The following is a 12,395-nucleotide window of genomic DNA, read 5'->3' on the forward strand; positions in this document are numbered from 1 at the left end:
CAGATAACGACGGCGCCTGACTTTGAGGCGCCGTCGACAGTGCCAAACCCGGACAGAGTAGCCAATGAGCCCGATTGCCATGGAGGCTGACCACCCGCCTCGAAGCAGAACGTTCATCCGCCGGTTCGCCGGTGCCCCCCTGCCCTGGATCATGCCCGTGATCATCGTCATCGGCATATTCTACCTCTATCCCGTCATCGACGTTTTCCGGCTCTCCTTCACCAATGCGACGCTCATCGGCGAAAACCAGGACTATACGCTGGGTTCGATCGGCAATGCCCTCAGTTCGCCGCAACTGCCCGACATTCTCTGGGCGACGCTGATCTTCGTCGGCGGCAGCGTCGTCGGCCAGCAGATCCTCGGTCTTGCGGTTGCTGTCACCGTCATCCGCGGCGAAAAGCGCGGCCTGTTCGGCACAACCATCCTGAGGACGACGGCGCTGGTCGCTTGGGTCGTCCCAGGCATTGCCGGCGGCATCATCTGGCAGATGCTGTTTTCCGAAGCGCCTTATGGGGCGCTGAACAGCATTTTGAGGCTGATGCACATGCCGACGGTTGCCTGGCTTTCGGATCCGGCGATGGCGCCCTGGTCGACGCTGATCTCGAACATCTGGCGCGGCACAGCCTTTTCGATGGTCGTGATGTATGCCGCGCTGAAATCGATCGACCCCTCGCTTTACGAAGCCGCCGAGGTCGACGGTGCCACGGCTTCGCAGCAGTTCTTCTTCGTGACACTTCCGCAGTTACGCGCCGCAATCCTCGTCAACATGATCCTGATCACCATCCAGACGGTCAACACTTTCGACGCGATCATCACGCTGACAGGCGGCGGACCGGGACGCGCGACCGAAGTAATCTCTCTCTACGTCTTCAACATCGTCTTTCGAAACTACGATCTCTCCGGCGGCAGCGTGCTTTCGGTGCTGATGCTGATCATCAGCCTTGGCTTGGCCTTCGTCTATGCGTCGTTCCTGCCGAAGGAGGAAGAGCAATGAGCGCACGCACCGGAACACGGCTCGGCGATGCCATGAGCTATCTCTTCATGCTGGTGATGTTCGTCTTCTTTGCAGGCCCCCTCACCTATCTCCTGTCGATGGCGCTGCGTGACAAGCGTGAGGTTTATCGCGGCGCGGCACGTTATATTCCCGACAATCCCACCATCCAGAATTTCATCACTGTTCTCAACAACAGCTATTTTCCAATCTATCTCTGGAACGGCCTGAAGCTTGCGGCCTTGAGCGGGTTCGGCGTGTTGATAGTCGCCTTGCCTGCCGCTTACGCTTTCTCGCGCTTCCAGTTCCGTGGCAAAGGCCTCTCGATGATGGGGCTCCTGCTATTCCAGATGATCTCGCCGCTCGTCATCATGGTGCCGCTCTATCGCTATATGAACCGTCTCGGCCTCCTCGACACGCATTTTGCCGTCGTCATGGTCTATATCGCGCTCGGTGTCCCCCTTGCGACCTGGCTTTTGAAAGGCACCGTCGACGGCATTCCGCGCAGCCTGGACGAAGCCGCGATGATCGACGGATGCAACCGCTTCTCGGTCTTCTGGCGCATCATACTGCCCCTGTCGGCGCCGGGCATTGCCTCGGTCTTCATCATCACTGTCATTGCCGGTTGGTCGCAATTCCTGGTGCCCTTCCTGCTGCTCACCAAAAATGACCTGATGCCGATCGGCGTCGGAATCTTTAACTTCCGTGGCATGCAGACCGACTCGTCGATCCAACTGCTTGCGGCCGCCTGCCTGATCTCCGTTGTTCCGGCGATCGTGGCCTTCCTGTCGCTTCAGAGGCTGATCCTCGGCGCCATGACCAGCGGCGCGGTTAAGGGGTAGAGCCGGTTTGCCCCAGTGGTTGATAGAGGATCCTAACCCATGAACCAGATGACCGGCGCCAGACCGTCCCCCGATCTGACGGGGGCCAATGTGGAGGATGCGGGCGAGCACAACAGAGCCGTGGTGATACGCTGCATCCATAGGCAGGCGCCAATTTCGCGCGCCGAGATCGCCAGGCAGACCGGCTTCACAAAACCGGCAATCGCGCGGATCGTCGACCGCCTGCTCGACGAGGGCCTGATCATCGAGGCCCGCCGGCGGCACGGGCTGAGGGGGCAGCCGGCAATCGAGCTCGAGATAAATCCCGATGCGTTTTTCGCAATCGGCATCGACATGGATCGCGACCACCTTACGATCCTGGCCGTCGATGCCGTCGGCAATGTGCGCGCACGCGTCCACCACGAGAAACGCTATGTGCGTCCAGCCGAGTTCATGCAGCTGACGGCCGATGCCATATCGCATTTCCACCGGAGCCGCCTGGTCGACGACGCGCATCTGGCCGGGATCGGCCTTGCGATGCCGGATTGGCTTGGAGAGATCCCTTTCCTCGGCATGCCGGACGACTATTCCGAATGGACGATGTTCGACGTACGCGCTGCCCTCGAAAACCTGACGCAGCATCCGGTCTTCATCGAAAATGAGACCAACGCCGCAGCGCTTGCCGAGCTTGACTATGGCCTCGGGGCGGAAAGCCGCAGCTTCTTTTACATCGCAATCAATGCCTGCCTGGGCGGCGGCCTCGTGCTCGATGGCAATGGCCATCGCGGCGCCATGGCGCTTAGCGGCGAAATCGGCTGGCTGCCGATCGCCAACCACCGGGACAAGACCGCTCAGAAGGTCGATCTTCTCGGTGAGGTGGTAACGCTTTTCTTCCTCTATAAATTTCTTGCGGAACACGGCATCCGCGCAAGCGTGCCCCAGGACCTTCTTTCACTCGACGGGCACGGCAGAGCGCTCGTTTCAAAGTGGCTGAAGGAAATGAGCGGGCATTTAGCTGTTGCGGTCAAGCATATCGGCATGATCGTCGATCCTGACGCGATCATCATCGGAGGCCGACTGCCGATCCGCATGATCGACGAGTTGCTCCGCTACGTTCACGAACATCTGACGGCCGGAGACGCTACTCTGCCCACGCTGCATCGCGCCTCGATCGGCGAGGATGCCTCGGCGCTCGGCGCGGCAGCGATGCCGATGGCGGCCGCCTTGATGCTCGCTTCAGCCAACGCCGTTCAACGCACCCGTTCGCCCCTCAAATTCATGGATCGCCTGAACAATTAATAAAGCCGGCAAGGCCGCTGGGAGGATCTTGATGAGGATTGGTTTTTATACATCGACGTTCAACGACCGACCGCTCGAGGAAGTGGTGGGTTTTGCGGCGTCGGCCGGCTTCGATGCGATCGAAATCGATGTCAGCGGCCATATCAAGGCCCCGGAGGGAGTGCGCGCTGCCGTAGCACTTGCCCGCGAGCGTAACCTCTTCGTCTCCTCGATCACCTATTTCGGCAATCAACTCGACGCCGACCGAGGCAAACGTGGCGAGCTGCGCGCCCGCACAGAGGAATTTGCCCAGGCGATCGGCGAAGCGGGCGTGCCGATCTTCGTGATCTTTCCCGGACGCGACGACAATGCCGATGACGAAGCCAATTACGATGATTTTGCCGATTTTGCCAACCGGCTGATTGGCAAGACGACCGCAAGCGGCCTGGTCTTTGCGATCGAAAACTGGCCAGGGCCAAAGGATAATTTCCTCGGGACCACGCCGAAGGGGTGGCAGGAGCTCTTCAAGCGCATACCCGATCGGCGCTTCGGTCTTGAATTCGACCCGTCGCACCTCATCCGCATCGGCGTCGACCCCTACGCCGCGATGGATGCGGTCAAGGATCGTATTGCCATTCTCCATGCCAAGGATACTGCAATCGATGCGGCCGTCCAGCAGGCGGTCGGTTTTCACGGCAAGGGCTGGTGGCAATACAAGCTGCCCGGCCAGGGCCTTCTCGATTGGCCGCGCTTCCTGCGCCAGGCTCGCACCAACGGCTTCGACGGCACCCTTTCGATCGAGCACGAGGATGCTGCCTACGGCTGGCCGGGCAAAGATCTCGACGCGCGAAAAGAGGGCGAACGCGTCGGTCTTGCCTACCTCAGAAATGTCTTGAACACGCTTTGACGGCGACCGGGGAGGACGAAAATGGCCCATGTTAGAGTGAACAATGCGCGCAAGGATTATGGCGCGTTCAAAGCCATCAAGGGGGTGTCGGTCGATATCCGCGATGGCGAGTTCGTCGTCCTCGTCGGGCCCTCCGGTTGCGGCAAATCCACCCTTCTCAGGATGATCGCCGGTCTGGAGGGCATCAGCTCGGGCGAAATCCAGATCGGCAAGCATATCGTCAACGAGCTGGCGCCGAAGGATCGTGACATCGCGATGGTATTCCAGAACTACGCCCTCTATCCGCATATGACTGTCGCCAAGAATATGGGCTTCTCGTTGCGGCTGAAGCGCATGCCGAAGACGGAAATCGACCAGCGGGTCGGCAATGCTGCAAAGATCCTCGGCCTGGAGGCACTTCTCGAGCGTTTTCCAAAGCAATTGTCGGGTGGCCAGCGGCAGCGTGTCGCCATGGGTCGCGCGATCGTTCGCGATCCCGCCGTCTTCCTGTTCGACGAACCTCTGTCGAACCTCGATGCCAAGCTTCGCGTCCAGATGCGCACGGAGATCAAGGAATTGCATCAGCGGCTGAAGACCACGACCATCTATGTCACGCACGATCAGATCGAAGCGATGACGATGGCAGACAAGATCGTGGTGATGAAGGACGGCCTGATCGAACAGTCAGGCTCGCCGCTCGAACTCTACGACCGCCCGAACAACCTGTTCGTCGCCGGCTTCATCGGCTCACCTGCCATGAACTTTATCAAGGGCACGATGACGAATGAAGGCTTCCAGACGGAAGACGGGCTTATGCTGCCGAGCGAGCGGCGCCCGGCTGATGCCGTCACCTACGGCATTCGCCCCGAGCACCTCACACTCGATAAAAATGGCATTGAGGTGACGACCGCCGTTGTCGAGCCGACAGGATCTGAAACATTGGTGGTTGCCCGTCTGGGCACCCAGACGATCAGCTGCGTCTTCCGAGAGCGGATCAGAGCCGTTCCCGGCGATGTGCTGCGGATCGCTCCGCTCCAGGACGCCGTCCACCTGTTCGACGAAGATGAGCAGCGCATCACCGCTGGTGAACCGGTGCTGAACTAGTTGCGTCGACAGGGCGGCTGTGCGTCGGCTGCTCACGCCGACGCGACCAAAAGGCCATGAGATCATGAAAGATGCGAACGACCTTTTGACGCCCTAAAGCTTATATTAGCATTCAGCCTTTATGGAAGGTGATCGTGCTCTAGGAGCAACGACGAAAGCCCCGTCGGCCAAGGTGCCGGCAGCATCGTTTTCGGGGGCAGGCGGCCTGTTCGTATCGATGACAGTTCGAGGACCATGTCTACTGAAACAGCACTCTCGGTCGGCCTGCTGGAGCGCCTTGTGCAGCCGCGAACGCGGTCCCACCGGATCGTCGAGTGGGTCGTTCTGGCTGTCTGGTTCGTCGCGGTCGGCCTTCAGGTATTCCACCATGTGATGTTTCGCGATGAGGTCCGTGCCCTGACACTGGCTCTTTCCGGCGACAGCATATGGGCTATGCTCCGAACAATCCATGGTGAGGGTCATCCGGCGGTCTGGTATCTGCTTCTGCGTGTTGCACATCTGATATTCGGAAGCGTAGAGGTTCTCCCCGGCCTTGCCTTGCTGGTCGCCACTGCCGCAGTGATCTTACTTCTCTTCCGCTCACCATTCCCCCTCATTCTGGTCATCTTGATCATAGGTAGCGACGCTTTGGCCTATGAATATTCCGTCATGGCCAGGAACTACGGCATATCCGCGCTGCTGCTCTTCGTCATTGCCGCAAATTACCAGGCCTGGCGGACGAGAGGATATCTAATCGGCGGGCTGCTCTTTCTTCTCGCCAACACCAATGTCATTGCCGCCATCATGACCGGCGGCTTCCTGCTCTTCTGGTTCCTCGACCTCCTCGAAGACCGCGCCATGCGCTCATTTCGGTCATTGACCAACTTCTTCGTCAATGCGGTGATCGCGACGGCCGGATTGGTGGTTTGCGGCATCACCATCCTGCCGACGTTCAACGACGCCGCGGTCGCCGATCTTTCGATGACTTCACCAGTCGAACTGGCCCTGAATGCGCTCGTAAACCCGGCGAGCACAACGCCTGGCGCCCTTTTTCCGACCGTGCCCATCCCGATCGGATCACTAGTGCTCTTCGGTTCCACGCTCGGCCTTCTGGCGAGACCGGCCGCTTTCGTCGGGGCCGTCGTCGCGCTTGTCGTTTTTTCGCTCTTTTCCAATCTGGCATCGGCCGGCGATGAAAGGCATGCGCTGGTTTGGTTCTGCTTCTGCCTGTCGCTTTACTGGATCAGTTGGGATCGGATCGCAGACTGCTTTGCAGGAGAAAAGGCAATGCGTTCAAGTGCGTTGGTTCGCTTCGGCTGTGGGCTGTTGGGGATAATGGTGGGGCTGCAGGCACTGCTAGGGTTCACCAGGGGGGCTCATGCAATTGGCGTCGGCAGGGTCGAGAGCCGCAGTGCGGACCTTGCTCGTCTCATCCGCTCCTCGCCGGAACTCGCTAAGGCAACCATCGTCGCCGAGCCGGAATATCTCGCCGAAGCCCTGTCTTACTACATCGACAATCCGATATACCTGATCCGCGAGCACAAATTCGGAACGTACGTCCGCTTTACCAAGAAGGGTAAGCTCGACACTGATCTTGGAGAGACGCTGACAATCAGCCAGGACCTGCGCACGCAGACTGCCCTTCCAGTGGTAATCCTGATGCAACATAAGCTGAAAAAAATCGTTCCGGGCGAGATCTACCGCGAGGGTTACAACTGGACCTTCCATGCCTCCCGCCAGCAGATAGACGATTTTCTATCGGCAACGACGCTGCTCGCAGAATTCGGCCCTGCGAATTATTTCGAAACCTATGATGTGTATCTGTTGAAGTGATCGGAATTAGGCCGTCTGATGATGAAGGAGGCGTCCCACATGAACACAGGCGTGGGTGAGCACAGGGCGACCACATCAGGTCGAGCGGCTTTGCGCGACTATATTGCCATTGCGCGGCTCGATCACAGCACGAAGCATGTCTTCATCGTTCCCGGTATCGTCCTCGCCTACCTTCTCCGCGGCGTCAGAAACGACGACCTAGCGTCCTCGATCCTGCTCGGACTTGTGACTGTGATCTGCATCGCATCCGCGAATTACTGCATTAATGAGTGGTTTGACCGCGAGTTTGACCGACATCATCCTACGAAATCCCATCGGTCGGCTGTACAAAGCGCGATGAACGGCAGGCTGGTTCAGCTCGAATGGACCCTGCTGCTCACCGTCGGCCTCGGCTGCGCCATTCTGGCGAGCAAGCTACTGTTCTTCGCCGCGTGCTTATTTACGATTCAGGGAATTCTCTACAATCTCGATCCGATCAGAAGCAAGGACAAGGCCTATCTCGACGTCATATCAGAATCGATCAACAATCCGATCCGCCTGGTGATCGGCTGGTCAATGATCGACGCAACGAGCCTCCCGCCGGGCTCGATTATCCTGGCATATTGGTTCGGCGGCGCGTTCCTGATGGCAGCCAAGCGGTTGTCGGAATATGAAGAGATCGTCGCGTCACATGGAAAGGAGCTGCTGTCGCGCTACCGGGCAAGTTTCGCTCAGTATACACAGGTCTCGCTGACCGCCTCCTGCATCGCCTATTCGTTGTTTTCGATTGGCTTTTTATGTGTCTTCCTGGTCAAGTATCGCATCGAGTACATACTCGTCCTGCCCTTCGTGGTGGCCTTGTTCACGGTCTATTTCGTGATGGCGACGAAACCGGGCTCTACAGCGCAGAAGCCGGAAAAGCTGTTCCGCGAGCCTGGCCTGATCGTGATTGTCGCGGCCCTGGTTGTGGCCTTCATCTTCACGACCCTTGTCGATATCCCGCTTCTGGTGACGCTGACCGAGCAGCACTACATTACTATTCGATGACCGTGGGGAATGTCGACTGGGGCAGTATCCGCTTAGTCGTCTTCGACGTCGACGGCACGCTCTACAACCAAAGCAGGCTACGCCGTCGGATGGCCTGCGAAATGGTGGCCAATGTGCTGATGAGCGCCAGCCTGACCAATCTGCGTGTGCTGCGCGCATACCGCTTCCTGCGGGAAACCATCGGCAACGAAGAAATCGACGACTTTCAGACGAGCCTCATGGCGCGAACTGTCGAGCAAACCGGCCAGCCGGCCGAAAGAATAGAGGCAATCGTCAGCGAGTGGATCGAGCGTCGCCCGCTCGCCCATATAGCATCCTGCCGGTATGATGGAGTGACGGAGCTTTTTGCGGAGCTTAGGCGCCAGAACAAGGCGATCGGAATCTATTCTGATTATCCGGCCGGTGAGAAGTTGCAGAAGATGACATTGTCGGCTGACCACATATTGGCCTCAGGCGATTCCGATGTCGGCATTCTAAAGCCGAATCCGCGCGGCCTGCGGATGCTGATGCAACGCGCTGGCGTAGGCCCGGCGCAAACAGTTCTAATTGGGGACAGGCCGGAGCGGGATGGTCTTGCGGCGCGCCGCGTCGGCGTCCTACCACTCATTCGCTCCGAGAGGCCGCGGGAGGGCTGGCTGACTTTTTCGACTTATTCAGACCCGGTATTCGAAGCGTTGCGAGCGGGCAGAGCGTCCGGATGATCCTGTCCAAGCATCCGCTATGCGTTTACCGGAGGCCTGGCTGCGTTGGTCGCGCAAGCTGCCGTCGTGGAGGCACGCATGAAGGGTGCGACCGCAGCGCTGGCGACCAGCTGCGAGTGATTTCCGACATATTCGGGTTTAGCTCGCGTCGGACATATCAAGTTGGCGAGTGCTCTGCCAGCCATTTATAGAAGCTTGCCGACGTCGCGGTGGGAAGGACCAAGTTCCCTTTGCACACAAGAACCGGGTGGAATCGCTTCCGCCTGGTTCTTGTGTGTTGTTGCGACGAATCCGCTGGCCGGCACATTGCCGCTCATCGCTGCCGCTTGGCCGAAGAGAGCGATCAAGTCGCCTTGCTGTGCGCCCGGCCGAATGAGCCGAAATAAGCGTCAAAGGCCGCCGCGACGGCACGGACCATGAAGCGGCGCGCTTTCGAGACGGTCACGCAGCCATTGTCTATCGTCACCACGCCATCCGACACGAGACTGTCCAGCCGGTCGTTTCGCTCGACCAGGAAGCCGATATCGTAGCCGACCTCTGCGCCGAGCTTTGCGAGATCGACCTTGAAGTCGCACATCAGACGCTCGATCACTTTGGCGCGAAACCTATCCTCCCAGGTCAGAGCATATCCCTTGGCCGTTGCCAGGATGCCCGAAGTGACCCGCTCGGCATAGCGACCAAGCGCCACGTGGTTCTGGAAGTAGCCGCCAGGCAGGCGGCCGATCGCCGAAGCACCGAGGCCGACCAAGGTTTCGCATTCGTCCGTTGTATAACCCTGGAAGTTCCGCCGCATGCTTCCCGAAAGGGCGGCGACGGCGAGCTGATCGTCGGGCAATGCGAAATGGTCGAGGCCGACGCGAATATATCCGGCGCGCTCCAACTCCTCGGCAATTGCCTCGGCCTGCTCGTTGCGTTGAGAAGCATCGGGCAGCGCCGCTTCGTCGATCAGCCTCTGATGCTTCTTGAAGGCCGGCACATGCGCATATCCAAAAACGGCGAAACGCTCCGGCCGCAGCTCGGCAGCCGTCCTGACTGTTTCGATACACGACTGGGTGGTCTGATGCGGAAGCCCGTAGATCAGGTCGAAGTTGATGCTCGTCACACCATAGCCTCTAAGCCCTGTCACGGCTGACTGCGTCTGCTCGACGCTCTGTCTCCGGTTGATCGCTTTTTGGACGACCGGGTCGAAGCTCTGAACCCCAAGACTTGCGCGGTCGACGCCGTTCTCGCAAAGAGCGGAGATCATCCCGTTCGACAGCGTCCGGGGATCGATCTCCACGGCGACGCTGCAGTCACTCGTAAACTGAAACGCGCTTTTTAGCTTGTTCATCAGGCTTGTAAATTCGTCCGGCTTCATGATGGTCGGCGTGCCGCCGCCGAAATGAACATTCTTGACTGAAACATCGTTACCAGCCGCCTGCGTTACGAGTTCGATCTCCTGGCTCAGGATGTCGAGATATTGCAGGACAGGCGCATCGTGGCGCGTGATGGTCGTGTGACAGCCGCAATACCAGCACATGGAGCGACAAAAGGGAATGTGAAGATAAACGGAGACAGGTCCGGAGGACCCGATCTCAGAAAGACCATGCACATATTGTTCCGGCCCGACAGCCGGCGAAAACGCGGGAGCGGTCGGATAGCTGGTGTAACGTGGCAGGCGGGCCTCGCCGTATTTGGCGACCAGGGCATTGGACATTTCGCCTTCCTTCATAAAAATATTATGATGTGCATATGCTGGCGACAGGGCCGCTTCCTTGTCCTGGATCAATAACAACGCACATGTCGCCAATCGGCCGGCTGCGTGCTCGCTGTCAAAGCAGGCCGGCCGACGCGGCACGTCAGCGCCTTGAGGATATTGCCGGCGTAAGACGGGCCGCTATCGACCTCGTCCACGAGCCGTGCTGACGAGCGAAGACATGGACGATGAGAAGCCTGCCTGGAGCTAAGTCAGACGACAATCCCGTCATCGATGCTGCCGTCCTCGCCGCGCTTAGGCGTTACCCGATCTTCTCATGGATTACCTGCGCGCAGGTATTGTCGGCTCGAGAGTGGAGATCGGTACCGATGAAGACGCCGGCACGCGGCATCTTTCCGTCGCATGGGCAATCGGGCCTGGATTCGATCGTGAGTGAGGACGGCTGCGTGCTCAGGGAGGCAACGCGGTTTTCCGGCACGACGTCGGTCGGCAAGCGCCCAACACAGTCGAAGATGATCCACCCGATCCTGAACCGATTTGCACCGACCTCTGACAATGGCCGATTGATCCTCCCCAATCGTTGCGAAGCGAACTTTCGCATCATGGTCGTCGACAGGCCTGTTTTCGGAACGTTTGCGACCGGTGCGCGTTGATCATTCTTAGCCCAAGCTCGGCCTGGGCAAGATGAGGGAGGCTATCATGAAAATTAGCAATTACATGACCACAAATGTCCAGATCACTGATCCGGAGCAGACATTGCAGGACGCCGCTTTAATGATGGGACGTCTCGATACCGGGGTTCTCCCGGTGGGGGAGAATGACCGGTTGGTCGGCATGATCACCGATCGGGATATCGCCATCCGCGGGGTGGCAGAGGGAAAAGGCCCGAAGACGAAGGTACGGGACGTGATGAGTACCGATGTCAAGTACTGCTTCGAGGACGAAGACGCGGAAGACGTCCTTCACAATATGGGCGATCTCCGAGTCCGGCGCCTGCCCGTGCTGAACCGAAAAAAGCGGCTCGTTGGCATCATTTCGCTTGGCGATCTCGCCATGAAGGGCAGTGCCAAGGAAACAGGCAAGGCGCTGGGGGGCATCTCGCAACGCGGCGGTGCCCATTCGCAGACAGCTCACTGACGATCATCGCAGCTCCGCAGCAGAACTGCCGGCTATTGACCGCCATCCGCTCATTAAGTCAGTCGCGCCATAATCCTGGCGCGAGTGATGCGAGGGTGCACGCGACCATTTTCTGTCGGTGTCGGTTAGTCATATGCGGTCGTCACATGGTCGAAGGGCTCTCGCCAAATCGCCGGCATAAACGCATCTGACGATGGCTGGCTCGATATCTCTGAGGAGCGTGGCAGGATAGACCGCATTTCGGATATGATGCCGTTGCCATCGAGCTCCTGCTTGTTGTCCTTGCGGAATCTCAGCTCGACCGGAGCGGTACTTGAACCGATAGAGATCAAATCAAGGACCAGATTTGATGAACTTGCCGACATTCGTCATCGCCGTCTTCTCACTGCTGATCCTCCCAGGCCCTACCAATGCGGTTCTCGCCTTGTTGTCGACGGGACTGACGGTCTGGCGGTCGCTGTCGCTCATCGCCGCGGTGGTGCTCACCTATCTCGTAATCATCGTTCCTGTGTCCAGCATCGCAGGTCCGCTCCTGAACAGCCATCCGGACCTCGCCAGCCTCGTCAAGCTCATTTCGGCGACCTGGGTTCTCTATCTTGCGCTCAAGCTTTGGGTTCCGACGCCGGCGGCCGGCCATAATAGGCTCGGCATCCGTCACTGGTCATCACCACGCTGCTTAATCCCAAAGCCCTTATCATTGGCTTGACCCTGGTACCCGCTGTCGAAGTAGGGATACCCATAGCGACGGTGGTATTCGTCTGTTGCGTGACGGTGGCGTCGGCGATCTGGCTTGGTCTCGGTGGTCTGCTCATCGGACGCCATGAGCAAATGCCGCCTCTTGCGCGCTATTGCGGTTGCGCGGTGCTCGTCGCTTTCTCCATAACCCTTGCCATCGGCGCTCTTTCGAGTTGAAAGACGCCCAGGACCTGCACAACAGTGGATC

The 12,395-nt window shown here is 58.9% G+C and carries 12 protein-coding genes; 11 read left to right on the forward strand and 1 reads right to left on the reverse strand.

Annotated features, from left to right (window positions below):
- Window positions 1-64 precede the first annotated feature (64 nt).
- The 8 genes from FHX15_RS21260 to FHX15_RS21295 all read left to right on the forward strand — a co-directional run bounded on the left by FHX15_RS21260 (window position 65) and on the right by FHX15_RS21295 (window position 8,619).
- Entirely contained in the window at window positions 65-994 is a 930-nt protein-coding gene (locus tag FHX15_RS21260) for a carbohydrate ABC transporter permease (protein ID WP_184400342.1), read from the forward strand.
- Window positions 991-1,833 (forward strand): carbohydrate ABC transporter permease, encoded by an 843-nt coding sequence (locus FHX15_RS21265; RefSeq protein ID WP_184400343.1) that lies wholly within the window; start codon window positions 991-993, stop codon window positions 1,831-1,833. The genes FHX15_RS21260 and FHX15_RS21265 overlap by 4 nt, the downstream gene beginning before the upstream one ends.
- Before the next feature lie 39 nt (window positions 1,834-1,872).
- Window positions 1,873-3,111 carry an ROK family transcriptional regulator gene (locus FHX15_RS21270; protein WP_184400344.1) on the forward strand — a complete coding sequence of 413 codons (1,239 nt, stop codon included), beginning with the start codon at window positions 1,873-1,875 and terminating at the stop codon, window positions 3,109-3,111.
- A 31-nt stretch (window positions 3,112-3,142) separates the two neighbouring features.
- Complete coding sequence (locus FHX15_RS21275; RefSeq protein ID WP_184400345.1) at window positions 3,143-3,997, forward strand: sugar phosphate isomerase/epimerase; 855 nt, start codon at window positions 3,143-3,145, stop codon at window positions 3,995-3,997.
- 21 nt (window positions 3,998-4,018) lie between these two features.
- Complete coding sequence (locus tag FHX15_RS21280; RefSeq protein ID WP_184400346.1) at window positions 4,019-5,080, forward strand: ABC transporter ATP-binding protein; 1,062 nt, start codon at window positions 4,019-4,021, stop codon at window positions 5,078-5,080.
- A gap of 234 nt (window positions 5,081-5,314) precedes the next feature.
- On the forward strand, window positions 5,315-6,892 hold the full coding sequence (locus tag FHX15_RS21285; RefSeq protein ID WP_184400347.1) for a hypothetical protein: 1,578 nt from the start codon (window positions 5,315-5,317) through the stop codon (window positions 6,890-6,892).
- 39 nt (window positions 6,893-6,931) lie between these two features.
- The gene (locus FHX15_RS21290) at window positions 6,932-7,918 is read left to right on the forward strand and encodes a UbiA family prenyltransferase (protein WP_184400348.1); all 987 of its coding nucleotides are present in this window, start codon (window positions 6,932-6,934) and stop codon (window positions 7,916-7,918) included.
- Window positions 7,915-8,619 carry an HAD family hydrolase gene (locus FHX15_RS21295; RefSeq protein ID WP_184400349.1) on the forward strand — a complete coding sequence of 235 codons (705 nt, stop codon included), beginning with the start codon at window positions 7,915-7,917 and terminating at the stop codon, window positions 8,617-8,619. Before FHX15_RS21290 ends, FHX15_RS21295 begins: the two co-directional genes overlap by 4 nt.
- Before the next feature lie 343 nt (window positions 8,620-8,962).
- Here the strand turns inward: FHX15_RS21295 and hemN are convergent, their stop codons facing one another.
- A complete protein-coding gene (hemN, locus tag FHX15_RS21300; protein ID WP_184400350.1) occupies window positions 8,963-10,315 on the reverse strand; it encodes an oxygen-independent coproporphyrinogen III oxidase in 1,353 nt (450 codons plus the stop codon).
- A gap of 227 nt (window positions 10,316-10,542) precedes the next feature.
- Here hemN and FHX15_RS21305 point away from each other — a divergent pair, with 227 nt between their 5' ends.
- From FHX15_RS21305 to FHX15_RS31065, 3 genes are all read left to right on the forward strand, one after another.
- Window positions 10,543-10,968, forward strand: coding sequence for a hypothetical protein (locus tag FHX15_RS21305; RefSeq protein WP_184400351.1), 426 nt, complete (start codon window positions 10,543-10,545; stop codon window positions 10,966-10,968).
- A 46-nt stretch (window positions 10,969-11,014) separates the two neighbouring features.
- The gene (locus tag FHX15_RS21310) at window positions 11,015-11,452 is read left to right on the forward strand and encodes a CBS domain-containing protein (protein WP_184400352.1); all 438 of its coding nucleotides are present in this window, start codon (window positions 11,015-11,017) and stop codon (window positions 11,450-11,452) included.
- A gap of 349 nt (window positions 11,453-11,801) precedes the next feature.
- On the forward strand, window positions 11,802-12,158 hold the full coding sequence (locus FHX15_RS31065; protein WP_246779014.1) for a hypothetical protein: 357 nt from the start codon (window positions 11,802-11,804) through the stop codon (window positions 12,156-12,158).
- Window positions 12,159-12,395 lie beyond the last annotated feature (237 nt).

This window comes from Rhizobium sp. BK650 (assembly GCF_014195325.1).
Lineage (GTDB): Bacteria > Pseudomonadota > Alphaproteobacteria > Rhizobiales > Rhizobiaceae > Rhizobium.

Excerpts from the sequence above, each read along its gene's own strand:
- FHX15_RS21295 (WP_184400349.1), top strand. The coding sequence starts at position 7,915 with ATGACCGTGGGGAATGTCGACTGGGGCAGTATCCGCTTAGTCGTCTTC.
- hemN (WP_184400350.1), bottom strand. The coding sequence starts at position 10,315 with ATGTCCAATGCCCTGGTCGCCAAATACGGCGAGGCCCGCCTGCCACGT.
- FHX15_RS21285 (WP_184400347.1), top strand. The coding sequence starts at position 5,315 with ATGTCTACTGAAACAGCACTCTCGGTCGGCCTGCTGGAGCGCCTTGTG.
- FHX15_RS21265 (WP_184400343.1), top strand. The coding sequence starts at position 991 with ATGAGCGCACGCACCGGAACACGGCTCGGCGATGCCATGAGCTATCTC.
- FHX15_RS21280 (WP_184400346.1), top strand. The coding sequence starts at position 4,019 with ATGGCCCATGTTAGAGTGAACAATGCGCGCAAGGATTATGGCGCGTTC.
- FHX15_RS21270 (WP_184400344.1), top strand. The coding sequence starts at position 1,873 with ATGAACCAGATGACCGGCGCCAGACCGTCCCCCGATCTGACGGGGGCC.
- FHX15_RS21305 (WP_184400351.1), top strand. The coding sequence starts at position 10,543 with ATGAGAAGCCTGCCTGGAGCTAAGTCAGACGACAATCCCGTCATCGAT.
- FHX15_RS21310 (WP_184400352.1), top strand. The coding sequence starts at position 11,015 with ATGAAAATTAGCAATTACATGACCACAAATGTCCAGATCACTGATCCG.
- FHX15_RS31065 (WP_246779014.1), top strand. The coding sequence starts at position 11,802 with ATGAACTTGCCGACATTCGTCATCGCCGTCTTCTCACTGCTGATCCTC.
- FHX15_RS21260 (WP_184400342.1), top strand. The coding sequence starts at position 65 with ATGAGCCCGATTGCCATGGAGGCTGACCACCCGCCTCGAAGCAGAACG.
- FHX15_RS21290 (WP_184400348.1), top strand. The coding sequence starts at position 6,932 with ATGAACACAGGCGTGGGTGAGCACAGGGCGACCACATCAGGTCGAGCG.
- FHX15_RS21275 (WP_184400345.1), top strand. The coding sequence starts at position 3,143 with ATGAGGATTGGTTTTTATACATCGACGTTCAACGACCGACCGCTCGAG.